Source organism: Mycoplasma aquilae ATCC BAA-1896 (assembly GCF_048074525.1).
GTDB classification, from domain to species: Bacteria; Bacillota_I; Bacilli_A; order Mycoplasmatales; family Metamycoplasmataceae; genus Mycoplasmopsis; species Mycoplasmopsis aquilae.
On the sequence record NZ_CP182208.1, the window covers coordinates 350,459 to 377,261 of the forward strand.

Annotated in this window: 11 protein-coding genes and 2 pseudogenes; 10 read left to right on the plus strand and 3 right to left on the minus strand. The window is 30.4% G+C overall.

Translation table 4 applies throughout. The features are described 5' to 3' along the window. Window positions 1-32: 32 nt before the first annotated feature. Together ACM0IS_RS01600 and ACM0IS_RS01605 are read right to left on the minus strand one after the other, a co-directional pair. Window positions 33-1,629 (minus strand): annotated as a pseudogene (locus tag ACM0IS_RS01600) (IS1634 family transposase). Window positions 1,630-1,957: 328 nt separating this feature from the next. Beyond that, window positions 1,958-4,429, minus strand: a complete 2,472-nt coding sequence (locus ACM0IS_RS01605) for a UU173 family protein (RefSeq protein WP_416756547.1) — start codon at window positions 4,427-4,429, stop codon at window positions 1,958-1,960. An 84-nt stretch (window positions 4,430-4,513) separates the two neighbouring features. Between ACM0IS_RS01605 and ACM0IS_RS01610 the strand changes: the two genes are divergently transcribed. From ACM0IS_RS01610 to atpC, 10 genes and pseudogenes are all read left to right on the plus strand, one after another. Beyond that, window positions 4,514-8,203 carry a hypothetical protein gene (locus ACM0IS_RS01610; RefSeq protein ID WP_416756548.1) on the plus strand — a complete coding sequence of 1,230 codons (3,690 nt, stop codon included), beginning with the start codon at window positions 4,514-4,516 and terminating at the stop codon, window positions 8,201-8,203. Between the two features lie 470 nt (window positions 8,204-8,673). Beyond that, the gene (locus ACM0IS_RS01615) at window positions 8,674-8,895 is read left to right on the plus strand and encodes a hypothetical protein (protein WP_416756549.1); all 222 of its coding nucleotides are present in this window, start codon (window positions 8,674-8,676) and stop codon (window positions 8,893-8,895) included. Window positions 8,896-8,912: 17 nt separating this feature from the next. Next, window positions 8,913-9,683, plus strand: coding sequence for a F0F1 ATP synthase subunit A (locus ACM0IS_RS01620; RefSeq protein WP_416756550.1), 771 nt, complete (start codon window positions 8,913-8,915; stop codon window positions 9,681-9,683). Window positions 9,684-9,700: 17 nt separating this feature from the next. After that, window positions 9,701-10,027: an ATP synthase F0 subunit C gene (gene atpE / locus ACM0IS_RS01625; protein WP_416756551.1), complete on the plus strand. Its 327-nt coding sequence runs from the start codon at window positions 9,701-9,703 to the stop codon at window positions 10,025-10,027. Window positions 10,028-10,040: 13 nt separating this feature from the next. After that, window positions 10,041-10,637 carry a F0F1 ATP synthase subunit B gene (gene atpF, locus ACM0IS_RS01630; protein ID WP_416756552.1) on the plus strand — a complete coding sequence of 199 codons (597 nt, stop codon included), beginning with the start codon at window positions 10,041-10,043 and terminating at the stop codon, window positions 10,635-10,637. A 4-nt stretch (window positions 10,638-10,641) separates the two neighbouring features. Continuing rightward, window positions 10,642-11,196 carry an ATP synthase F1 subunit delta gene (gene atpH, locus ACM0IS_RS01635; RefSeq protein WP_416756554.1) on the plus strand — a complete coding sequence of 185 codons (555 nt, stop codon included), beginning with the start codon at window positions 10,642-10,644 and terminating at the stop codon, window positions 11,194-11,196. Window positions 11,197-11,199: 3 nt separating this feature from the next. Beyond that, window positions 11,200-12,792, plus strand: coding sequence for a F0F1 ATP synthase subunit alpha (gene atpA / locus ACM0IS_RS01640; protein WP_416755718.1), 1,593 nt, complete (start codon window positions 11,200-11,202; stop codon window positions 12,790-12,792). Further along, a complete protein-coding gene (gene atpG / locus ACM0IS_RS01645) occupies window positions 12,792-13,652 on the plus strand; it encodes an ATP synthase F1 subunit gamma (protein WP_416756556.1) in 861 nt (286 codons plus the stop codon). Before atpA ends, atpG begins: the two co-directional genes overlap by 1 nt. A gap of 17 nt (window positions 13,653-13,669) precedes the next feature. Beyond that, a pseudogene (atpD, locus tag ACM0IS_RS01650) lies at window positions 13,670-15,064 on the plus strand (F0F1 ATP synthase subunit beta); the annotation flags it as partial. An 89-nt stretch (window positions 15,065-15,153) separates the two neighbouring features. After that, window positions 15,154-15,579, plus strand: coding sequence for an ATP synthase F1 subunit epsilon (gene atpC, locus ACM0IS_RS01655; RefSeq protein WP_416741983.1), 426 nt, complete (start codon window positions 15,154-15,156; stop codon window positions 15,577-15,579). Window positions 15,580-15,638: 59 nt separating this feature from the next. On the opposite strand, the gene ACM0IS_RS01660 is transcribed toward atpC, so the two are convergent. Beyond that, window positions 15,639-26,642: a GDSL-type esterase/lipase family protein gene (locus tag ACM0IS_RS01660; protein ID WP_416756557.1), complete on the minus strand. Its 11,004-nt coding sequence runs from the start codon at window positions 26,640-26,642 to the stop codon at window positions 15,639-15,641. Between the last annotated feature and the right edge of the window lie 161 nt (window positions 26,643-26,803).

Here is a 26,803-nt window from a genome sequence, read left to right on the forward strand (position 1 = left end):
GCCACAGTGAATGCTGTAGTTGGCTTGAAACTTTATTTAATATTTAAATGATTAAAAATATTTAATATTAATTGGTAGTCTTCCCAGCTTTGTTGTAAGGCTGGGTTTTTAATTTCGATTGTATTTATAAGTTTTTTGTCAAAATAGTGTTCAACTTGTTTAACATCATTAATCATAGTAATGATTCTAGATGTAGTCATTTTATCCTTCTTAGCAAGACCTAAAAAATCATTAATTTTATAGGTAAGGAATTTTAACATTACTAAAGAAAGAAAACATAAACAAATATATCCTTGTATATTTTTTCATGTAGAAAGATACATTGGTCTTAATGATAATGCGCCTTTTAATGTTCTAAAGTTTTCTTCAGCCTGTCATTGTTTTGCATATAGCTCAACGATTTCAGTTTCTTTAAGATCAACTCTATTAGTTTCGTAAACATAAAATCCATCGAATTTTTCATCTTCTAGGACTTTATCATAGTCTAATTCATAAAAACCTGACTTATCTGTTGGTTTAAAGAAACGATATTTCTTTCCTCCAACCATATCTTCATATGACACTTTTCCATTTTTAGCTTTCTTATTGAAGTTATCAATAAGAATTTTTCTATCTTCATAGTCTTTTTTGCTCTTTTTTCACTAAAAGTGATTATTTGTTTTCTAGTGTGACCATTTTTTCTTCCATTACGGTATAGAGATATTATCTCTCTGCTCTTATATAAGAGTCCATTTTCATTAATGTAATCCTTTTCACTAGAACATATTCTTTGAATTCTTTTGAACCTTTTTTCATTCTGTATGAAATAATGTAATTTAGTTTTTTATCTTCTAAAAATCTTATATTTTTATTTACAGACATTCCTTTATCAGCAATAACAGTAACTGTGGTTATGCTGTATATTTTTTGCAGTTCAAGTATAAAAGGAATAAAAGTGGATGAATCAGCTGTATTTCCGGGGAAAACTTTGTAGTGCACTGGTATACCATTACTATCAGTGGCGAGTCCAATAACGATTTGGTCTTCTTTAAATTTTCCATCTTTTGAATAACCTGGTTTCTTATAACCATCTCGACTAAATGTTTCAAAATAAGCTGTTGTTGAGTCAAATCAAACTATACTTACATCTCTTTTGTACTCATTTTTCATGGTTTCATTTATATTGCTTAGTATTTGATTTTTGTTATCAGCAATATATTCTAGTGATCTATAAAACGAATTTTTAGAATAAAAATCTTGTTTTTCTTTAGTTGCATTTTTGTACGTAGCATAAACACTTAGTGGATTTTTAATTCTTTGATATATTTGTTGCTTTACAACATCATTTAAACTTACTGATTTTGTAGTTTTACAATCCTTGAAAATATCAAAATAATCAATTAATCGAGAAATTAAGTCGAATCCAACAAATTTTTCATATGTCTCATTTATTTTAGGGCTTTTATTTTTGATCTTTTTATTAATTTCATTAATAACCTCTTCTTTTGTCATTGAGAGAGGAAGAGTTTTTATAATTTGTTTTATTTTTTCGACTGAATTTTCTTGGTATTTATCAAAATCTTCTTCATATCCTATCCCGAATCTTACAGCATATCCTGTTTTGTTTGTGCTTTGATATCCAACAGATATATAAGTTCCTTTTTGTCTTTTAGATCTTGAAATTATTCAATTTATTTCATGTAGGTTCTTCTTTTTCATGAATATATTATACCACATTTAGTAGCATAGTAGCATAATATTTATATTTTTTTCAAAAATATAGCCACCTAAAAAGTGACTATATTTGGCCCAAGTGGGAAACGCAGGAAAAACTTTAAGAGAAGAAGTTCCAGTAGTAAGAAAACTTCTTGCACAAAAAAATAATGAATCTAATGAATCTCATTAGTATAATTACACATTGCCTCAGGCCTTATAAAAAGCTTGAGGTTTTTTATAAAAAAAGAGCCTATAGCCCTCTTTATTTAATGTCTAATTTATTATCATCATTAATATAATATTCAAAATCTTTTGCTTCAATTTGATATTCAAAACGATCTAATTCGTTTTTAAATTTTAGTCTTCCAAGGTACATAATTAGTTCATATACCATAATCATGGCTTTGACGTCATTTTCACAATAAAGTTTCAATGCAGGCACGGTTAATTCATTTCATAAAGTATCACCAATAATTCCAGCATTTCTTTGCATCGCTTTTTCCATAGCCATAGTTCCTTTTTGAATTTCGAGGTCTTTATAAGGAGTAATTAAAGTTTTAAGCTTTAATCCTAGGTGTGTAATGTATTTTTCAATCTTTTTAATTGAATAGTAATACATTAAATAATTAATAGAAATAATATGGCTGTTTCAAGAAGTAATTTCTTGGAAACGAGCAAAGTCAACATCATTTAGAACTTTAATAGTATGATTTTGTTCATCATCTTCAAAGAAGACATATTCCCTTAATTCTGGGTCCATGTTGTTTACTGGTAATTTTTCTGAAGCGTAACGATTGAAACAATCAGCTAAATCAATGGTGTTATTATTAATGTGAAAAATTATATGTTCAAAATCTTTTAGTCCATTTGGGAAGAGTTCATTAAATTGGGCAATAAAAGCTAAGTTATTTTCAGAACCATCTCCATGCAGTATTTGCTTACGTACAAGGGCTAAAACTTCCTTATTACGCGTATTTTCATAGCTTTTATTATAGACCACATAAGCATTAGCACCATCACAATAAATTGCCTTAAGCATTTTGACTATATCAATTAATTTTAAGCCCAAGGTATCAATAACGATGTTTTCTTTATGAATTTCTTTACCATTTTGTGTTAGGATAATTGAAACTTGATTAATGACTTGATTATAAGAAGGAACATTGTCAATAATCGGATATAAATTCATGAAGCCTTCATAGTCATATCAGCAGATTCTAGCATCCTTAACATGAATGTTTTTAACTACGTTTAAGGCTTGAATGTTAAAGAAGTTAATATTATGCTTAATTTTGGCAATCTTGTTTGTAATTGCTTCATAAGATTTCTTTTCAGCAGGCTTAAAGGCATTGCCGGAATAATAATCGTATTTATTGCCTAAAATATAATTTAGCATTGCAGCCCGTTCCAATGCTGTAAAGTATTCTGGATAAACAAAATTATCTTCTTCAACATGAGGAATTATTCCATTTTGCAATCAGTATTTTACTTTACTATCATCTTCGTTTGAATCTACGGCATAGAAGTATTTGATAGCATCATAATTAAATGAATCTTCATTATTAAATTCTTGATAACTCTTTATCATTACATCAACATAGAAATCAAAGTTTTCAAGTTGGCGAATTAATAGGTCGCCTTTCCCTTTAAATTTAAAAGGTTGATATCTTTCTAGCCCTTGTATATAGCTAGTTTGGTCTAAATTAGAACTTTCAGGCGAAATATTGTCTTCTTCTATTTTAGCTTGGATAACAGTTTTATCAACTTCTACACCAGTTTGTAAAATTAAGCCACTTTTGGCACTTTTTACAAATGAAAACATACTATTACGTTCATAAAAACCACTATGTCCTATTAAAGTTGCATCTCCAGTTTTCTTGAAAATAAAATCTAAATCAATTAAATCAGGACTTAATTTAGCACTGTTTGATTTAGCGATACTTTTTAAAGGATAAGCTGAGTAAGATTCATAGAATCAAATTTGGCCTTGTTTAACTGTTTTTTTGACAGAAGAAACTGGATCAATAATTATGGTTGAACATTCTTTTAACTCTACGTCATTGCGCTTAAGGATTTTTTGCAAGTATCAAAATTGGTAAAATTGAGTATTTTTAGCACGTGAGACATATGATAGAGTACTTAATTTTTTGAGCTTTTTATCATACAATAAACCATCTGAAACAAATCTAAAAAGATTGTCTTGAGTATCGCTAATGTGATAATCTAAAACTGGATCAATAATTAAATCAATATTAGGGTCTAGTAGAAATTGTTTAGTAGCTAAAATTTTATTATCTAACTTATCAGTTCCTCTGATAAAAGCAACTCTTTTAGGGTTAATTTGGTATTGTTTAATGTATCAGTTAATAGCATCTTTTTTATATTTTACATAAGAGTCTAAACGAATGTTGATGTATGATTCTGATATATCATCAAAATCAATTTCTTGAGTTATATTTGCTTCAAAATGATCATCTTGAATTTGAAAGAAAATATCTGCTTCCTCAAGTGCAAGAATATCATCATTATCTTGCTCAGTAAATCCTGTTTCATCGCTTTCTATTTCTTGCAGCAAGGCACGGTGGTCTTCGGGCGAGTATCCTCATTTTTTCTTATATTCACTTTCAATAATACGATCTTGTAAATTAAAAGTGTTATAAATCATTGCTGGATTATTATAAAAAACCTTTTTAAATGTGTTTCATTTTATTATTATTGGCTCTTTTTCTTGCATAATACTCCTTTGCTCTTTTTTATATTATTGAATTATAATATTTTATATAAAATATTATCAACAATTAATTGTGAAGGATTTAAAATGAGAAGAAGTAAAAACTTAAATAAGATAATTTTAGTTGGAATTGCGCCTATTACTATAGTGCCAATAATAATTGCTTCAAAATGTAATAGTTCTCAAAATAATGATGACAAAACTGACAAAAATGACAAAATAAATGACAATAAAATTAAAGAACAAGTACAAAATTTAAACCATTTGTTAAATCAAGAGGAGTCGAATTTTAACACTTTAGTTTCTGCTAATATTGATAAAATAAAAAGTTGAAATATAACTTATGCTGATAGGTTAGAACTTATAAAGTCTTCATGAAATGATATAAAGCCAGAAGTTGCAAAAAAGAATGAAAAATTTCAGGCATCTAAAGCACAATATGAAAAACTTGTTGCTAAATTTAACTCTATAACATTAAACACTTCAAATTCTGAATTAGCAGAACTTCAAAATAAAGTTAAATCAAAAATAAACACTATTAAAAGACTTTTATTAGAATTCCAAAAAGTAGTTCCAGCGTTCAATACAATTAATAATCTTGATGATTATTTAAAATACCCACTTAAAACATGGAATGAAAACAAAGCTGCACTTGAATCAGTGGTGCAAAATGCAGAAGCATTAAAAAATCAAATTAATAAGGTGAAATTATCTATAAATCAGCCAGTTATGTCAGAACTTAAAATTCAACAATTACAAAACAAAATTAATGACATACATAGTTTAATAAATGATTTATTTAATAAGTTGGTAGACATAGCTAAAGTCAATAATAATGATTTGTGATTTTGATTCGTTTCTCATAAAACTAACATTCCTGAGTTAGACGAAGTAAAAAAATGAGGCAATGGCATTGATTCAAGTATGATGCAACTTCAAGACTTGATCAATGATTTCCAAGCAAAAAGCGAAAAAATAAGCAAAGATAATGCGGAGTCAAAAACTGATAAAGAACATGAGCAAGGCGATGCGGAATCAAACAAAGACGAAGGAAAAGACGAAGGAAAAGACGAAGGAAAAGACGAAGGAAAAGACGAAGGAAAAGACGAAGGAAAAGACGAAGGAAAAGACGAAGGAAAAGACGAAGGAAAAGACGAAGGAAAAGACGAAGGAGAGAGCACTTCTAAGAAAGACAAAGACCCTCAAACAGTAAATAAAGATACTGAGCCTGGTGAAGGAAACAAAACACAGATTGCTTCGGAAGATTCTCTTTTACAAGCAGCTAAAGAAGCGAACCTTTTTCATTTAAATACATCTAAATTTGATTCATTTTCAAGAATTGTAAATCCAGCAACATTAAATCTAACTAGCAGTTCATTTAATTATGGCACAGTCCCATTGGTTCATAAATCTGACAACGAGATAACTAAAGAAGATCTAAAAGATATGTTTAATTACATTGTTGCAAGTAACAATATTTATGAATATGATTTTGGTGATCGAAAGATTAATACTAATTTGCTAGCTTATGCTTACAGTGAATGATTCTATGAAAATTGAAAATACTTCCCATATTATTCTGTTTCGAATGTTAATTTAAAATTTGAAATTAGCTCTGATAAACAATATGCTCTCAAGGTTTATCGTCCATTAATTGCTTTTGACTGACAGGGACAATCTACATATAAAGAAAGTTTCAATAATTTTATTAAAAATGGAATAGCACTTATTAAACCTGGTATGAAAGATTATGATAAAGCTTTTGTGCTTTGAAAATACACGTCATCATATTTAGAATATGTACTGAAAGATGTTTTGATAAGTATTGAAAATGCTGTATTAACTCAATCAGGGGTATGTGCTAATTATGCTCATTTATATTCATTACTCCTTAATATTGTTGGTGTAACAGCAATGCCAATTGTAACTGGGGAAGGATTTGTTGATCCTAGATATCATAATGAATCGCATGAAGTTGCTTATATCAAGTTACAAATGCCAGGTACAAGTCAGCCTATGTGATATTTATCTGATGCTACCTGAGCAAAAACATCTAGATTAATTTATCAAAAGACTCCAATTGCTTATTCGCCTCAAAATGATATTTCATATCATGAATTTCTTTTACCAATAGGAAAAAGCTACAATGAACCCTTAAATCAAGCACAATTTAGTAATGGTGAATTTTTTTCGCTGCCTTGACCTGATTTATTTAATAAGAAAAATGATAATGTTAAATATGCTGTAGGACCATATGAATATCAGATAAATGAAGATAAACATGAAGTTTTATCGCCGGTATTCAAAAATGGATATATGTATAATTATATTTTACAACGTGCAGCGGGGGATATAATTGACAATCGTTCTGCTTATGAGTTCTATAACGGAAAATTTTATGCTTTACGTTCTGTAAAACGTAAAGATGGATTATATAAAATGCTTATTTCCCAAGATTTAAATTCTAATATCCCGAGTGAAATTGATTTTTATGATGTTATCGATGATGCAACTGCGGTTGCTGAAATCCAGGCTTCAATGAATAATGCAACAATTGAGCGAACTAATAACTTATTTGGTTCATATAAAGATAAATTTATCTTCGTGGCCAATAATTTTAAGTCTAAATATAGTACTATCCAAAAAGCCTTTTACTTAGTGGTGAACAATGATAATAAAAAGTTTATTAAAATTACAATTCCTAATATCAACAATTATTACATTACTAACTTTTATGCCAATGAAGAAGGAATATTCTACAGTTTAAACTTTTCAACTCAATATCATAAACTAGAAATGACAGATGAGCAAAAAGCTTTTTATCAAACCTCATTTAATCCAGAACAAATTAAACAAGATTTTATTAATTTTGCTAAATTACAACAAGTGGATATTAACTCATATGTTATTGGCGCTTTACCTGGACAAATTAGTATTGCAGATAAAATAGAATTTAATAATTTGATTGAATATTGCATTCAAAATATTGACAAGGTTGACTTAACTATTGCTAAAAATTTAATTATAAAATTAGCCAACCAATATAAAGAAAAAGCCAATAATATAAATAATCTTATGTGAAATACTAAACAAAACACTATTATTAATAAACCTAAGGATTCATTTGAACAATATGGTATAACAATGAGCCCAATTGTTTACCAAAATTTAGAGCAAATTGCATATGCTAAAAATTCTTTAGTTTATGTTTCAATTATGGGAAGTATGACTAAAGAAGGGCAATATAATGAACTAGCTAAAAATATCCCGATTGCAAATTTAAAAATTACAAAAGATCTTATTAAAGATGGTATTCAGTTTTTAAAATTTAGATATTACTATAATTTAAATGATTCAAACTATTTTGAAACTGAGCCTATATTCCTAAATTTTGCTACACAACAATATGACGATTCACTTGCAATTTATTTTAATAATACTTACCAAACTTCAAACTATAGCAATAAGCTGGATTGAGAAAAAAGCCCAGTAACACTACAATTAATAAACTATAAAAAAGATCCAAATTATGAGCTTTACTTTATATCCAAAAACAAGGAAATTAAAAAACTTTCAACAGATCAAAACCAATTAGTGTTAGGCACAATCAGCCAAGATAATGCTGGTTTATATTTCTTTGTTAAAAAGCAAATAATTAATGATAAAGAGTATAAACAATATTCAAATTTCTTTTATGCATTAGCTTCTTCTGATATATATGATCCAGCAGCCAATGCTTTATTTATTGACTTGCTAAAGCTTGCTAAAAACCTTTAAAATTAGTTCTATCTACTTTGCTAGATAGACTTTTTTATGCCAAAACCCTTAATTTATAGGCAAAAAGGAATGTGGAACAATGTGGAACAGGCATTTATTTAAGGCTATTTAGCAAGTTTTAGCAAGGCAAAATTATGCTTTAGCAAATGCCTTAAAAACTTATAAATAGAATATTTATAAAAAAATAAAAAAAATTGTTTATGTGTTTAAAAAAGTATTAAAATACAAATATGCAATTCGTAAGAAAAATACTTAAAAATAGGAAATTTACACAACTATACGATATTTTCTTTACGGTAATTTTTTTATTAATTATTTTAGTTATGTTGTGTTTAATTCCTGTTAATTATGGATTATTTTTCGGATATGCATTAGGTGCTCTATTAATGTATGTCTTTTTTAAATTAAATTGAATATTTGCTTATTTCACCCTTAGAAATAAGAAAATAAAATTGTATGCACTTTTTATTTTGAAAACAACATTATATTTTGCAATAGTTGCTTTAATCATTTATTTAATGATTACAATAAACTGTTCACATTTAGAACATCTAGAACCTAAAATAAACAAACCTTACACCTTATTACAAATGGTTGATCGTCCAATTAACTTATTTGCATTTTTAGGTGGTCTGCTCACAAGCTTTGTTGCAATTGTGCTTGCACAAATTACACTAAGCTTGCAAAAATAAAAGGAAGGAGGCTTGTTATGAAAATGGACTTTATGGCTTGAAACCAGCCACAACTACTTTCTTTGGTAGTTACTGTTGTTGTTATTTTAATAATAAGCATAATTGTCTATGTAAAAGTTAGTCGTGTTAAAGAAGATCAAGCACCTAAGGGTGTTGCTCAGATTGCTGAAGCATATGTTTGCTTAATTGACAATACATTTGATGACACTACAGGTGGAGATAAGATTCAAAAATCACGCTTATATATTTTTACATTGGCTACATTTATTCTTGTTGGTAACTTAACAGCCATGATTGGACTTGAACCGATAGTAACATCATACTCAATTCCATTCACTTTAGCTTTAATGAGCTGACTTGGAATTTTTATAGTTGGTGCTATATATCAAAAAGTAAGATACTTAAAGAGTTTTATAAATCCATTAGATTTACCAGGAAAAGTTTCGCCTCTTATTTCCTTAAGTTTCCGTATTTATGGGAATGTTATAGGTGGAACTACAGTTATTTTCTTAGTTTACTCACTATTTGGATATTTCTGAACCTTAATTCCTGGGATAGGAGCTGGTAACCATGAGTGATACTTTTTAGCTTTACTTGTATCACCTGCATTGCACTTCTATTTCGACTTGTTTGGTTCAACCTTACAAGCATATATCTTTACTCTACTAACTACAGTTTACTGAGTGGTAGAAGCTTCTGGAGAAGAAGGAAGCAAGAAAGATAAAAAAGCTAAAGAAACATTAAGTGAAAAAGCTGAGGAATGAACTTCTCTACAAGCTATATACTAAAATAAAAGGAGAATAACATGATTGAAACAGTTACAAAATTATTAGATACAGCTGCATCTACAGCTGCAACTGCTCCACAAGCTGACGCAGTTAAAGAAGCTGCTGCATCAGGTAGTTCATTAACAACTGGACTAGCTGCACTTGGAGCTGGACTTGCTGCAATTGGTGTTCTTGGAACAGGAATTGGACAAGGATACGCTGCTGGTAAAGCTGCAGAAGCTGTTGGTAGAAATCCAGAAGCTGAATCTAAAATTCGTCTTATGTTAATTATCGGTGCTGGGATTGCTGAAACTGCTGCTATTTATGCTTTCATCGTTGCTTTATTATTACTATTCTTAAAATAGTAAGTAGACTAAAATGATTAATACTATTTCTAACGTTGTAACATTTGCTGCTAGAAACTATTCACAAATAGATACACCACACGCAGCAAAAGATGGGATTACTGAAAAATTCGCGAATTTAATTCCAAGTGTCCCAATGATGATTGCAACAATACTTGCCTTTGCTATTGTTTTCGCTATTTTAACTTGATTATTATATAAACCAGTTAAGAAAATGATGAAAAGAAGAGCTGACTTTATTCAAGGTAACATTGATGATTCTATCAAGGAAAAAGAATTAAGTCAAAAAGCTAAACTTGAAGCTAATAATAAACTTCAAGAAGCACACAAGCAAGCTGATATTATAATAACTAAAGCAAAAATAAAAGCTAGCGAAGTATCACATTCATATACTGAAAAAGCTAAGGCAGAATCAAAACGTTTACTTGAAGAAACATCTCAAGATATTGCTTCACAAAAACGTGAATTTGATTCAAATGCCAAAAAATACATTGTGACAGTTGCCACAGACTTAGCAGAAAAGATTCTAAAGAGAGAAATTACTCCCGAAACGCAAACCGAAATTATTGATAAGTTTTTAAATTCAAACAAATCCCCTGAGGAACTTTAATTAGATGTATGTAAAAAGAAATGTCTCAGCATATGCTGTGGCAATATACGATTTAGTTAAAGAACAAGATAAATTTAAGGAAATTCAACCTCAATTTGAAGCAGTTAAAGAAGCCTTTGTAACAAATCCTAAATTTGCTACATATCTTGGAAATGACTTAATTGCTGAAGAAGAAAGATTTAAGACTATTGATTTGGCCTTTAAAGATTTCGATATTATTATTCGCAATACATTAAAAGTCATTGTTCAAAGAAGAATGACTTCTTACATTGTCAAAATTATTGTTGAATACTTAAAATTATCAAATAACGAATTAAAAATTCGGTTCGCTATCGTCCGTTCTGCTTTTCCGCTATCAGAAGAACAACTTGATGCGATTAGACAAAAAGTTCAAAGTGTAACACGGAGAACAGTTGTGCTAAAAAATGAAGTTGATCCTAACTTGATTAGTGGAATCCAAATCATTTCAAAAACAGAAGTTTTAGAAATGAACTTATTACATGATTTAACAAAAATCAAGAATGAAATTATCAAAAAAGAAAATGAAAAGGAGGTGTAATAAATGGCTATTAGATTAGATGACATATCTGCGATTATCAAAGATCGTATCGAAAACATGGGTAAAACTGCAGATAGATCAGAAATTGGTCAAGTTATCTCAATTGGTGATGGTATCGCTGTTGTTTCAGGGCTTAATAAAGTTCGTAATAGTGAAATTGTTGAATTCCAAAATGGTGTTTACGGTTTAGCTCTTAACCTTGAAGAAGAAACAGTTGGGGTTGCGCTATTTGGTAACGCTAACTCAGTATCAGAAGGCTATACAGTCAAAAGAACTGGAAAAGTTATTTCTGTTAACGTTGGTGATGCATTACTTGGGCGTGTAGTTAACGCTCTAGGTCAACCAATTGATGGTAAAGGTCCAATTACTAATACAGTAACTAGTGAAATCTTTAAAGTTGCACCTGGTGTTATGACACGTGAAGAAGTTAACCAACCTCTTGAAACAGGTATCATTGCAATCGATACTATGATTCCAATTGGTAAGGGACAACGTGAATTAATCATCGGAGATAGACAAACTGGTAAAACTGCAATCGCAATTGACACAATTATCAACCAAAAAGATAAAAATGTTAAATGTGTTTATGTTGCAGTTGGACAAAAGAATTCAACAGTTGCTCAAATTGTAAACAAATTAAATGAGTTCGGTGCTTTAGACTATACAACAATCGTTGTAGCTGGAGCTAGTGAACTTGCACCTCAACAATACATTGCTCCATATACAGGAGTAACTATTGCTGAATATTGAATGTCTCGTGGAGAAGACGTTTTAATAGTGTATGATGACCTATCAAAACATGCTATTGCATATAGAACACTCTCACTACTTCTTCGTCGTCCACCTGGACGTGAAGCTTATCCTGGGGACGTTTTCTACCTACACTCTCAATTACTTGAACGTGCAGCTAGATTAAACAAAGCTAACGGTGGTGGTTCAATTACTGCCCTTCCAATTATCGAAACACAACAAGGTGATATCTCTGCTTATATCCCTACAAACGTTATTTCTATTACAGATGGTCAAATCTTTACTAAGGAAGCATTATTTAACTCAGGTCAAAGACCTGCTGTAGATATTGGTTTCTCAGTTTCTCGTGTTGGATCAGCTGTTCAAATTAAAGCTATGAAGCAAGTTGTTGGTTCATTAAAACTTGAACTTGCTCAATACAATGAAATGCAAGCTTTTGCTCAATTTGGTTCAGATCTAGATGACTCAACTAAAACCATTCTAGAACACGGGGCAAAAGTTTATGAATTATTAAAACAAGAACAATACTTTGCTATTTCTCAACCTGCACAAGCAATCATTTTAGTTGGGGTTAAAGAAAGAATTATTAACCCACTTCCAGCTGAATACATCCACGATTACCGTGACAATGTACTTGCTTACTTAAGAAACGATTCAGAAGGAATTAAACTATATGCTGATATCGTTAATACAGGAAAAATTAGTGAAGAAAATTACAAACTCATTGAACAAGCATTAATTAAGATAGTTAAAGATATTATTGTAGGTATTCCTAACTACGATCCAAAAATGTACAAAGCATTTCCAAGTAAATATCTAGTTGAAGAAACTAAAGAAGCTAAATAATGGCTAACTTAAATAGTTTAAAGAATAGAATTTCAGTTGTTACTAACACACGTAAAATTACTAATGCGATGCAACTTGTTTCTACTGCTAAATTAAGAAGAATTAGAAATGAATTCGCTAGTGTTGATGCTTACTTAAATTCATTAAAAGATACTTTTGATGAATTAATCTCACATGTTGAACCAAGAGACTTCTTTAACATTTTCCCTGAAAATAAAGAAGTAAAAGGTGACTTACATATTGTTATGACCTCTGACCTAGGTCTTTGTGGTTCTTATAACCACAACATCATTAAGTTACTTAAAACTAAACTTAAACCAGAAGACAAAATTATTGTAATTGGTTTAAAAGGTTACTCAATGATTCAATCAATGGGAGCAAGTGAACAAATCGTGCTTAAATACACCGAAATTGGTGAATCAGTGTCTTATGAAATTGGAACATTGATTGCTAAGAAAGCATTAGACTTATATCGTAATAAGAAAATTGCTAATGTTTTCTTCTACTACACAGAATTTATTAACAACATATTACAAGAAGCTGTAGTGCTAAAGCTTTTCCCATTTGATATTCCTGAAAAGAAGGAAACTAAACAAGAAGCTAATGCTACAATCGAATTTGAACCAAACTCAGAAGTGGTACTTAAAAACTCAATTCCACTTTACTTAGCAAGTATGGTATTTGGACTTGGTACAAGTTCAAAAATTTCCGAAATGGCTTCACGTAGAAATGCTATGGAAAATGCTACAAAGAACGCTGACGATTTAATCAAAGACCTAAGATTACAATACAACCGTAAGCGTCAAAGCAACATTACTCAAGAAATTAATGAGATCGTAGCTGGTGCAGATGCTACATAATAAAAAGGAGGATAATTATGGTTAAAAACGAAGGTACAATAGTACAAATTCTAGGACCTGTTGTCGATGTTAGATTCGACGAAGGTAAATTACCTCACTTACTTAATGCTTTAACTTTAGAATATGAAGAACAAAAATTCACATTTGAAGTTGCACAACACATTGGGGATGATACTGCCAGAACTATTTCAATGGTATCAACTAACGGACTTCAAAGAGGAATGAAAGTGCTTGATACAGGTGCTCCAATTGAAGTACCTGTTGGAAATGAAGTACTTGGAAGAATGTTTGACGTGCTTGGAGATCCAATTGATAATATGGACTTTCCAAAAAACGTTGAAAAAGCTCCAATTCATGCTCCTTCTCCATCATATGAAGAACAAAAAACATCTTCTGAAATCTTAGAAACCGGAATTAAAGTTATTGACCTTTTAATCCCATATGCTAAGGGAGGAAAGATTGGTCTATTTGGTGGAGCTGGAGTTGGTAAAACAGTTCTTGTTCAAGAATTGATTAATAACATTGCTACAGAACACAATGGTCTTTCTGTTTTCGCCGGAGTTGGTGAAAGAACTCGTGAAGGAAATGACCTTTACCACGAAATGAAAGCAGCCGGAGTTCTAGATAAAACAGCACTAGTCTTTGGTCAAATGAACGAACCACCTGGGGCACGTATGCGGGTAGCTCTTACAGGGCTAACAATGGCTGAATATTTCAGAGACAAACAAAACCAAGATGTGCTTTTATTCATTGACAACATCTTTAGATTTACCCAAGCTGGATCAGAAGTTTCTGCTTTACTTGGACGTATGCCTTCAGCTGTTGGTTACCAACCAACACTTGCAACTGAAATGGGTGCGCTTCAAGAAAGAATTACTTCTACACGTAGAGGATCAATTACATCTGTACAAGCTGTTTATGTGCCAGCAGATGACTTAACTGACCCAGCTCCTGCCACAACATTCACTCACTTGGATGCTAAAACAGTTCTTGATCGTAGCATTGCAGCGCTTGGTATTTACCCAGCTATTGACCCACTTAACTCTTCATCTAGATTACTAGATCCATTAATTGTTGGTCAAGAACACTACAATGTAGCACAAGAAGTTGTTGCTATTTTACAAAGATTCAAGGAACTACAAGACATTATTGCTATCCTTGGTATGGGTGAATTATCTGAAGAAGATAAGAAAATCGTTGCAAGAGCCAGAAGAATCAGAAACTTCTTATCACAACCATTTACAGTTGCTGAAAAATTCTCAGGTATTAAAGGACAATACGTACCTTTAACTGAAACAATTAGAAGTTTTAAAGTTATTCTTTCAGGTGAATTAGATGATTATCCAGAAGATATCTTTAGATATGCAGGAAGCATTAATGATGTTATTGAACGTTACAACAAGCTACACAAAGAAACTAAGCTTGAAGCAGCAGAAGCAAACGAAGTAGAAGATCAAAAAATCCAAGCTGACGCAGTAAATAGCGAAGCTAATGGACAATAATGAGCGAAAATAACGTACATTTAATTATTACAGTACCAAGTGGAATTTTCTACGAAGGTGATGTAAATATTGTAACCTTGAAGACAGCTTCAGGTTACATTGGTCTTCAAGCTGGACGTACACCACTCTTTTCTAACATTGAAATAGGTAACTTAACGATTGGATGAGATAATCATCCAGATACCATTAAATGCTATATTGGTGGTGGATTAGTTTATGCTGATGCTAATAAAATCAATATCATAACTGATGATATTATAAATGTTAAAAATATTGATGTTCAAAGAGCTCTTAAAGATAGAGATAATGTGCTTCGTCAACTTGAAGAAGCCTCACACAACGATTCTATTGATAAACTTAAACTTGAAACCAAGTTGAAAAAAGCTCTTCTCAAAATTGATGCATACAATAATTTCAATAAATAATAATGGTAGCCTACGGGCTACTTTTATTATGCAAAAAAACTAAGCCCGAAGGCTTAGCATTATTTTAATTTAGTACCAAATGGAATTAAGTATCCACGTTTTAAGGCTTCAAAGTATGATTGTTGAATTGTTACTTTAGGGTCGCTATATTTATCCATAGCACCCTTATCACCAAATCATCAAACATAAACTAATAATTGATCTGATCAGTAGTTGTCTAATGTGGTTCGTGAAGAGGTGTTTCCAAAGATAAATTCTTTGTTATAGGTTGTACTATACTTCTTAGCACCCATTGCTACACGTTTTTCAGAGGAAATACTATCAAAGTTAGGAATTTCATCTTTCATAGCATTGTAGGCGTCACCCATTCCATCTCTATAGAAACCTTCAATTGAGATTCCTGATCAGTTTCAGAATACACCACCAACATTTCCTTTTTCTTTAACTAAAAGAAGTAATGTTGCTGTTAAACGATACATCGCTTTGTATCCTTCTGATTTGACATATTGTACTCCGGATACATCTACCTTATCAGACATAACTTGTGACATTTGATATTTGAATAATGGGTAATATAAAGCTTTTATTAAAGCCTTGAATTTGCTTGGCACGCTAAAGAGACTAACATCCACTTTGAATCCAAATTTAAGTTGGTTTTGTAATCCTTCATCAGCACGAGTTTCACTTGCCTCTGTAGGTTGGGAAGCACTTCTAGCAGTATTGTTTTCTGTTGAAATATTCAAGATTCCTTTAATAATCTTATACATTCCTGTATTGTTTTCAAGTGAGCTTGCATCAAAGAGACGATTAATTAATGTAGCATAATTATCAGCTCCAATATTTTCAAGCAATTTAGCTAGGAATTCATTTTTATCTAGTATCTTACCAAGTGAAATGTTATTTCCATCTTCAGTCGTAATAACACTTAAAGCACCCTTAATAATTGCATTGGTTAAGTCTTTCATCCGGTTTGGACTTTGTTCAAAGCGAGTTTCTTTAATACGTTGGTAAATACCATTAACAGCTTGATCTAATTCAGATGATCCTACTATAGTTTTAAATAGACCATTAGCCACGTTTTGTAATAGGTTGTAATCTTCTTGTGAGCTAAAGTCAATATTTAATGAGTTAGCTAAAACATTTTGTAAGATAACTGTTACACCTTTAGAGATAATGTTATCTCTGTTTGATAAGATAGCTGTAAATCAATCTTTAATATCTTTCTTAATTTCTTCTGATTTAGGTGAGTTAAATATTTCACTCAACATTGAAGAATATGAGTTGTGTTCGTCATCTGTATATACATTTGTTCGATCAAAGATATCTTTTAGTAAGGTAATTAATAAATTAGCGAGTGCAGGTTGAGCTACTGCTTCAACTAGCATATCATTAATTGAATTTGTAATCTTTGCACGATTTTCTGAAGATAATTCAGCTTGTTTTTCTTTAGGCATTAAGGCATCTAGTAGCATATTTCCAACATTAAAGGTATGGATAAGCTCTTCGATTTTACCTTTCTTACCATTTGCTGAACTGGTGAGTAGTTTAGTAATTAATTCTTGAGTAATATTAACAATATCATCTTTATTTTTAACAATTAGACTTGCTTTAAGGAATTTTTTACCTGTCTTAAATTCAGTGAATTCAAGTCCATTGAAGATAGCAAGACCAACTTTAGAAGTAAAGTCTTTAAATCCTTTAGCAGATTTAATTGTGTTAAGAATTGAACCAATAATTGATTTAAACATATCTGTTTCTTCAAATAAGGTTCCAAGATTATTAACAAATAAGTTAACCATCTTATCAAGACGTTGTTTACCTTGAGCATCTGTTCTATAGTCTAATCCAGCAAAAACAAGAGCTTTATTTACAAGTAAATGTGCAATGTTTCTTGCATATTGATTATCATTGAGCACTGATTTGAGTAAGTCAATAATTGCTCGTGAAGTAGCTTCTTCGTTTTCTTTGACATTTAGATATTTTTGTAATCCGCTAAATCAATCTGTAATTCCTTCAATTTGATTTGGATTTTCTAAATATCATTTTGAGATATTTTCAACTAAACCAGGAATGCGATCATTATTCATTAATTGATCAATAAAGAACTTAAAGTTTAGTCCTATAGTATTGAACTCTTCATCATTAATATTTAAAGTTTGTTTAATTTTAGCAATTGTAGCATTGTCTTGAGGAATAAGGCTTCAAGCAATAGTTCCAATTGAAATATTTGAGGTAGCAAACTTAGTTACATTTCTAAAGAATGTGTATACATCTTGTTGTAAGTTCTTTTCTTTAATAGCTGTAGCATTGATTTTAAGTGATTCAAGTACTTTAACTTGGAAGTCAGGGTTATTGTAAATTGATTTTCCAAGAGCTAGAAGCTTGTTAGCAAAGTCACTGGTTGAAATATTTAATCCTTTATCCTTGACTAATTCAATTAAGCTATCTAATAGTTGAGGAATTAAATCTAAGTTGGCATCAAATTCACTTAAATTATTTATTAAGATTGCTAATAAAGGCTCTGGATTTTCAATTCCATCAAATAATTGAGCAAACTTCATTGAAGTAATTTCAGGTGCTGGAATTGTATCGGTACCTTTATTTTGACTAATTAGAGGTAATTTACCACTAAATGAGCTAATATCTAGAGTTGTAAGTACTTTATGTAATACTTTAGAAAGAATCTTGACAAAGTTTTCGCTCTTATTAATTTGGTAAATTCAGTTTCTAATTGCGCTAACAGCTGCTTGCTTAAATTTAGGATCAGAAACTAAGGCTTGAATTAATTTTGAGTAAGCTTCATCATCTTGAACTGTTGCTTGATCACCTTCTTGGTAGTTGGCTGGTAGTTTAATTTGAGCAAATTTATCTCAGTTTTGTTGTGATAAAACATCTTCTAGTACTACATGCAAGAAAGCTTTAGCTTGTGGCAAGTTTAAGACTTCTTTGATTAATTCAATAATTTCGCCTGACTTAGCATCTGCATTAATATCTTTATTAGCAAGATCGTATTTTAAGTCAAATTTATCAAGATATTTATTTAAGCCTGAAATAGTGATAATTTGGTAAATTACATCATCGCGTTTAGAAATATCATCATAAATAATGTCAACTAGTTTAATGATTGCATCTTTGTTCTTTGGCAAGTTGTTTGCTTGTTCAAAGAAGGCTTGAATAAATTTATATTTCTTGAAGTTAAAGATTTTTAATAGTTGACTAGATAAGTCTTTAACAGCTAGAGAAGCTCTTTCTTTTCAAGGTTTGCTTTCATTATTAGCAAATTGTACTGCTGTATTGATTAAAGCATTTAACACCGCATCTAATGATTTTGTGCTTTCAAGTCATTTGATTGCATCTGATAAAAGATCTTGAGTTAATTTATCACGATCTACTGTACCTAAATCAATATGGAAGATTTTTGCAGCTGCATTAGTTGCATCTACAACAACTTGGCTAAATTGTTTAGAAGCTAATACACGATTTAGAATTGATTTTAAGCTATTTTTAGCTTGTTGTTGGAACTGTTCATTCTTTAATACTGCAATAAACTTATTAGGGTCTAATTTTAAGCTATCACCATCTTGAAGGAAAGTAGGTTGTTTAATTAAGGCAAAGTAAGCAGCTAGTAAAGTGAAAATATCATCATTGTGAGCTACTGAAATTTGACCATTTTGTGTAGTTACTTCACCTAAAATAAAGTTAATTAAGTTAGCAAAATGTTGTCTATCTACGTATTCAAATAGTTTGCTATTTAGTGCAGTAATTTGTTGAGTTACAATGTTTTGTAATTTACCTGACTTAATTAAAGCAAATACTACGTCTTGCATGATTTCGATATAGCTTGTGTAGTGAGGTTTAATAAAGTCGAGGTTAAGAATCTTGTTAACAAAAGTAAGCGGGTCTTTTTTGACTTTTTCATCAATTAGATGAGTAATTTGTTGAGGAATTAAAGCAAATTTAGCAATTACTTGAGCTGAATCTGTTTCTTTTCCGGCTGTTTTTAGGCCTTCAAACACAATATCGATTGTTTCATTAATCAATTCAACTTTATCTAATAGTGGTTTAAGGTTTTGGCTTAAAGCTTTAATTGTTGCTAGTTTTTCTTCAGAGTAAGAATCAGTATCTATTCCAAGTGCTTTTAGGCCTTTAATTAAGGCGTATTGAGCAATATGTTGAACATTTTGGTTAGTTAGTAAATCATTAATAAAGCCAGTTAAATCACTTCTTAATGAGTCCAGATCGACTAGAGTAACAACTTTCTTAATAATGTCAGCATATGAAGTTACAGAGCTGAATTGATCCATATGTTCAATTAAGTTATTAATACCTTTTGTTACAATGCCTTGGAAGTTTTGGTTTGTTAGCACAAAGACAAAGAGCTTTTCAAAGTCTTGTTTATCTACAAAGCCATAAATCTTTTCAAGTGTATTTTGAGGAATTAACTTAAGAATTGAATGTGTTAATTCAATCGCTTTCTTAGGACCTTTAGTTCCGTAAAGAGCAACTATTTCTGGATCACTTAATTCGTCTTCTTGACTTAAGTTTCCAAAGATATTTTGTAGTATTTGTAAGATTTCAGGTTTGTTTTCACTAAATAGTTTTGAGCCTGAAATGCTTGCAAATGTCTTAACAATTTTGGCTTCGAATTCACGGTTAGTATCATGAGCAATTTTATCTTTAAATAATGAGCTTAAAGCTGCACCAAGATTTAGGTTGCTAAAGTTGGCACCGTGTAGTTTCATATAGCTGATTACAGTTTCAAATAGTAAGTTTGAGATACCAAAGTTAGTATCAACTATATCATAAAGACTTAAAATGTTGCTAATTAAGCTATCAATTCTGTCAGGAGCAATATCTTTAAATACAAAGGCAACTTTTTCGCTCTTAATTGCTTGAGTAATAATATCTTTTAAGAGATCTAGAACGCCAAATTGATTAATTGCTTTCGAAATAATTTCTAATACTTGAGGCTTAATATTAGCGATAAAAGTATCGTTGCTTACTAGAATTCTAACTAGATCATTGTAGTTATTGGCAGCGTTTAATGATAATTCTGGATGTGCTGTATTGTTAGCGTTAGTTACTAGAGCTTTAATTGTTTCGTGTAAGATAGTCTTAAATTGTTTTGAAACAATTAACTTATTAAATAATTGATTAATTTTATCTTGATCTGTAATGTTTAATTTTGCAGCAATTTTTTCTATTGGCAAGTATGCTACAAGCTTATCTGCATAAGTATCATATAAGCCATTTGCTGTATCACTATTAAAGACACGATCTACAAAGACGTTAAGTTTATCGCTGTAGGCTCAAATGTCTGAATTTAAAATTGTTTTTACAAAAGCAAAGTCGCTTAGGTTAACTAATGAACCTAATTTAGGAGCTACATTAGTTACTAAATCAATTCAAGAATTGCTATTTGGTAATTGTTCTTTAGCTAAAGTAAAGAATTTAGTTAATAAACTTGGATCTTGTTCAAGTAATGCTACTAAAGTCTTTCTAACTCCACTATAGAATTCACGTGGGAAGGTATTTTTGGCAGTAAAAACATTTTTACTAATTAAGAACTTATTAATGAAGTTTTGGAGTAAATCAGTAATAGTTTCACTATTTAAAATAAGTTTAATAAATTTAGAAAGTTCAAGTGAATGAGTAAATAAGTTTGAATTTTTAACTAATTGATAACTACCTGCCATAGGGTTAGTTACAATTTGGCCTAAATCTTTAAGGCTTAAACCAGCTTCAATTGCATCTATAAGTACTACTAGAGTATTGTTATCGTTAAGTAGCTTATCAACTAGAGCTTGTAAGTGCTCAACTGTTGTATAAGGAGCAATTTTTGCTTCATTATTTTGAATTTGTTTATTAATTAGAGAAATAAGTTCAGGTGACTTAATATACTTAGTTACTAAAATTTTAGCTACTAGTTTTAAATACTCATTATTATTAACAATAATTGATGAAGCTGAGATTTTATTAATAAAGGCACTTGGGTCTTTTTTAAATTCAGTCGTAAGTACAGCTAATAATTTAGGCCCAATAGCTTTAACTTCACCAGCAATATCACTTGCACTTTTAGCTTGTTCTAGGCTATTAAATAGCACTTGAAGCATGCTATCATACAAGTTAAGTTCTTTAATTAATGGTAAGAAGTTATTTACTACAGAAGTAATGAATTCTTTAGTTAGGTTGCTATTTCCTTTTATTCCTTGGGCATAGATGTATTCAATCTTATCTTGAGCCACTTTATCAAGTATGCTAATTAAAGCTTCTTTAACTTTATTATCAGCAAAGAAAGCAGTTATAAAGTTAGTTACATCGCTACTAATTGTCTTGAAATCAACAGCTCCAAAGGTTACTTTAAGTAGATCATTAAAGCTATTGATGTTTTCAAAGCTTCCATAAGCAGCTAATACATTTGATAATTGTTTAGTAAAGATTGCTTTGATATTTTCGTTACTAAAGATAAATTTAACAACAGTTGCAATATTTTCTTTAGTTGCGTATTTAGTCACTAAATCTTTAATATTTTGAGGTAATAATTGATAGATTTGATCAATGAAACTATCATCAGTTGCAATCTTGTTATATACATTTGTAATAATTTGTTTTAGATAGGAAGCGTGTTGTTTAAGTAAGTTATCTCCAAAAAGATGTAATAACTTAATAACATTAGTTTCGAGGTTTGCTCCTTTAAATAAGGCAGCAAATTCATTAGCTATATATTTACCAAGTGAAGCATATGTTGTTACATTACCATCGTTGGCAAATTTTTCCATTCCAGTAAACAAGATTTCAACAAGATTTAGTTTATCTTGAGATTTAATTAATAAATCATAAGCTGAGCCAAGTAAAGCTTTAAGTTCAGAGTTTTGATCATCATTTTGATGAGCAAAAATTCAAGCTGTTTGCTCATTTGTACTTAAAACTTTAGCAGCAATTGAAACAAACGCATTCTTTGCAATAGCAAATTCAGGAACTTCATTGTATTTAGCAAATATTCTTAGGACAACTTGCTTAATTTGCCCAACAAATGTAGCATCTTTTAGGAATACTAATCCTAATTCTTCAAAGTTAGTTGCTTTATTTAAAGCTTCTTGGCTACTAATTACACTTGTTGTAATAGCATTAGCTAATTTATTTAATGAGTTAGATTGTAATATTCTAATTACAAATTTAGCTATATCACTAGCTTGAACGTTATATTCTTTTAAGCTGTCTGGTAGTGAAATTTTTGCAAGTAATTTGGTTAAAACATTTGGCTCATTGCTTTTGGCGAGTTCTTGAGCTTGAGCAAATAGTGAATTTAATAATTGTGCATATAATTCTAGTTCATTCTTATCAAGAGGAACTACTAATAAGCCTTTAACTAAGTCAAATACATTAATTTCAACTTTATCTTTGATTATGTTAGGTAAAGATTTAACAAAAGCATTGACATCACTAGTTTGGATAGCTTGTTCTAGAAGCGAATTAATAACAGAGACAATCTTGTCTTTATTTCAAATGTTATCAAGAGCATTTGAAATAAGTTTTTCAATAACTCCATCATACTTAGTTTCTAGCTTAATATTATTGCTTTCAGCTAGATACTTAACAAGTTTAAAAATTGTCTTAGGCGCCTTAAAGTTAAGCACAAGTTGTGGAATAATAGGTTGAATTTGATTTTTAATTAATTCTTTAAAGGCTGTATCACTAAATAATTTAACTAGTAATTCATTTGGATTTTTAGCTAGCTTAATATAGTCAATATGGTCAATGATATAGTTAGCTAAAGCTGGAATAAAGGAATTAATTTGACTTTGCTTAAAGATTTGATCTAATAAAGCTTTAACTTCACCCTTATCAACATATTGGTCAATATTAGCTTTATTAAGAGCACTTTGAGCTAATGAATGAATTTGTTGGATTAATCCATTGTTCTTGTTTAGGCTTGTAAATAAGTAACTAATTAGTTTTTTGATAAATTCTTTGTTTTGATTAATTGTTTTACTATCTGCTAGTTTGTCAACTAGAGCCCATGGATCACTTAGCACAGTTTGTTTAAGTGAACTTAATAAAGCTTGTGGTAAAGCTTTTAGTTCAACATAAGGAGTAGCTGAATCTTTGATTTTAGTTAAGGAGTTAAATAGTGTATCAATTAATGGATCAATGAATTTAAGTTGTCTAATAAAGCTAAAGCCTTCATTTCTGAAGTCTTTTAAGAAGTTAGAGATTTCATTATCACTAATATTTGCTGGTTCCTTAATCTTTTCAAATGACTTACGAAGTAGAGTGATGATGGTATCTTGAATTGATTCTTGAACTAATAGTTCATTACCAATTGCTTTTAAATGAGTTTTTAAGGTTGCTAAATCTTGAGTTTTTAAAATGTTAGCAACTAGAGCTCCAAGATCATTGGTATCTTTCAAAGTATTAAAGTTATCAATTAAATGGTCTAGAGCACTAATTAAGATGGCATTTGAATGTTCATTACTAATTAAAACATTAAATAATGTGATAAATCCATCTTGAGCTAGAACACTTTTAGCACCAGCTGGTAAAAGTGAATAAATTACATTACCAAGTTTTAAGTTTGGAGTTTGCTCAACTATGTTGTGTAGTAATTGTTTAAGGAAGTCTTTATTTGAAACAATTAGATTTGATTCAACTAGGATATTAATTGCTTTGTATGGAGAAAGATTGTCTTGAATGTCGTCTTTACCAAGTAAATTATTTAAGGTATTTTTAAAGGCGTTATTTAAAGCGATATCAAGCTTATTAAATTCAGTATTTCTTAATTCCATTAGGAATTGAGAAATGAAATCAGCAATGAACTTGTTAGTTTTATCTTCCTTAAATTGAGTAATGTTATCTAGCAAGCTAGAAATAAAAGCATTAGATTGTTCTTGAGTAAGGTTATTATTTACATGATATTGATTAATTAATTTTCAAACAATATCTTGTAAGGTAGTTTTAATGGTTGGATTATTTAAGATATCTCAAACAAAAGTAGAAAGTGAGTTAGCTACTTGCTTGATATTTGCTTCATCACTTAAGAAAGCTTTAATTAGCTCAGGATAATTATTAACAGTTTGGAATTGCGCTGAGTTAGAAATAAAAGTCTTAATTAAAGCGTTAATAATTTGATTTAGTTGTGAAGAAGAAATAATAGTTTTAATTAAACCTTCAACATCACTTGCAGCAATTTGAGCTTTGTCTAAGGTTGGCTTAATTCCCTTAACAATGGCTTGGGCAATAAAATCTTGATTCTTCTTAAATAAGTTGTCAATTACAGTAGTTAGTGCGTCAGCTAGTCCTGCTTTATTATGGTTAATAAAGTTACTTTTAGCTAAAGCATTAATCAGTCTAAATAAATTATCATCAGTTAGCACATTGCTAATAAAGATATTTGGAATGTCACTTAATTTTAAAACTCCAGCTTTATTACGTTTGGTTAATTCAGCTTGGAAATCACCCATAATCTTTTGTAAGACCTTTTCGTCAATGATTTCTTGGATAATTGATTCAAAGCCATTTTCTCCATTATTTTCGCTATCTAAAATTAATTCAGCTAGTTTTCCTTCGGGATCTAGTTGTTTATAGAAAGTGCTTGAAGTTAGAGCTAAAATAGCTTCTACAGTAATGTTTTTGAATGTTTGTGACATTCTAAGTAATCTTTCACCATAGTTGTATGGTGAACGAGTTTGATTAATTTTATCTAAGAAAGGATCGCTTTTTTCTAAGTAAGCTTGAGTACTATTACCAATAACTTCAACCGGGCTTTTAGTAACAGCAATTTCATATTTTAAAGTTAAAGCATCACTGTCAATAAAGGCTTTATTAAGGTCGAAATTAGGATCATAATGAGAAATATTAACACTTGGATTAGTCATTTTAAGGTACATATCAAGTGCTAATTTTTTATATCCATTTGTGTTAGGGTGAATATCAAAATAAACATCTGACAAGTCAGCTGAATGTGAACTTCAATATTTTGAGTTGTAAGCATTAACAATACTTACACGATTCTTATTACCGAATTCTTGATTTAATAGTTCATCAACTTGTTTAAATGGCAAGTTAATTTGGTCAAGTAAAACTACTACTGGATCAAGAGGGAGGTTGGTTTTAATTAAACTTTGAATAAAGTCATCTAAAGACTTCTTAAGACCTGACATAGGCATTGGGTAAGTTACTAAGTTAATATTAGCTTGAGGAGCTAATTCAGCAATGCGATCAATTAAAATCTTAACACGAGTAGCAACTTCTGGAATAGTAGCTTTTATTGCGTCATTAACGAATTTGTAAATTAATAAGTAATCAGGATTTGGTTTCTTTAACTCGTTAATAATTTGCATTGGATTAGCTTGAGTTAAGTGCTTAGTAAGTAAGTAGAAAAAGTCGTTAGCTCCTATACTTAAGGTTACTAAGTTAGCATCCTTTAAAGCTGCAATGGTATCATTAGCAACTTCTTGAGCATACCCAGCTTTAAATTGACTAAATCCACGTCTACCTGCAAAAGTTTGATCTAGTTTATCTCAAGTCGGACTATCACTGTATGGGTTTTGATAGTTAGCTCCAAGCATCATAATTCAATCAATTGCTCTGGCTCCCGAAGCAGCATAGTTTCCAAAACTTTCAACACGATTATTTTGATTTAGAAGTTGTGCTAAAAAGGCAGGATATGAAGCTCCTTCAATTTGTCCATTAACCATTTGACCTGGATAGTCTTGTAATAGACCACCATCAAACCCAGCAGTAATTGAGTCACCTAGAGCTACAAGCTTAATTTTTTGATCAGCTTGAATAAAGGCTGGTGAAACTTCTCTTAGTTGAGTAGCTGGTGTTTCGGGATTAGGTGCAGGAATTGGTTCAGGTTTAATTTCTGGAAGTGGTTCTTTACCTGGATCAATTGGCTTAATTGTTATCCCACCTGGATTATTACCATATTTGTCACCAACTGGGTCAGAGGCATCAATACCACGAGATGAACCTGGTGCCTTACATGCAACAGTTAAGGCACTAGCTCCCATAAAAGCAATTAAACTTGCTGTTGATGTTACTAGTTTATTTTTCTTCATAATTTCCCCTTTACATAGGTATTTATTTATTTATAAATAAATAGTATCACAAATATGCAATTTTATGCCACTGCCCTATGGAAATGGTTTTATATACTAAAATCACTATATTTTAGTCCCATAAGGAAAAAGTAAAGAAAAAACGCTAAGACTTTTTTAAG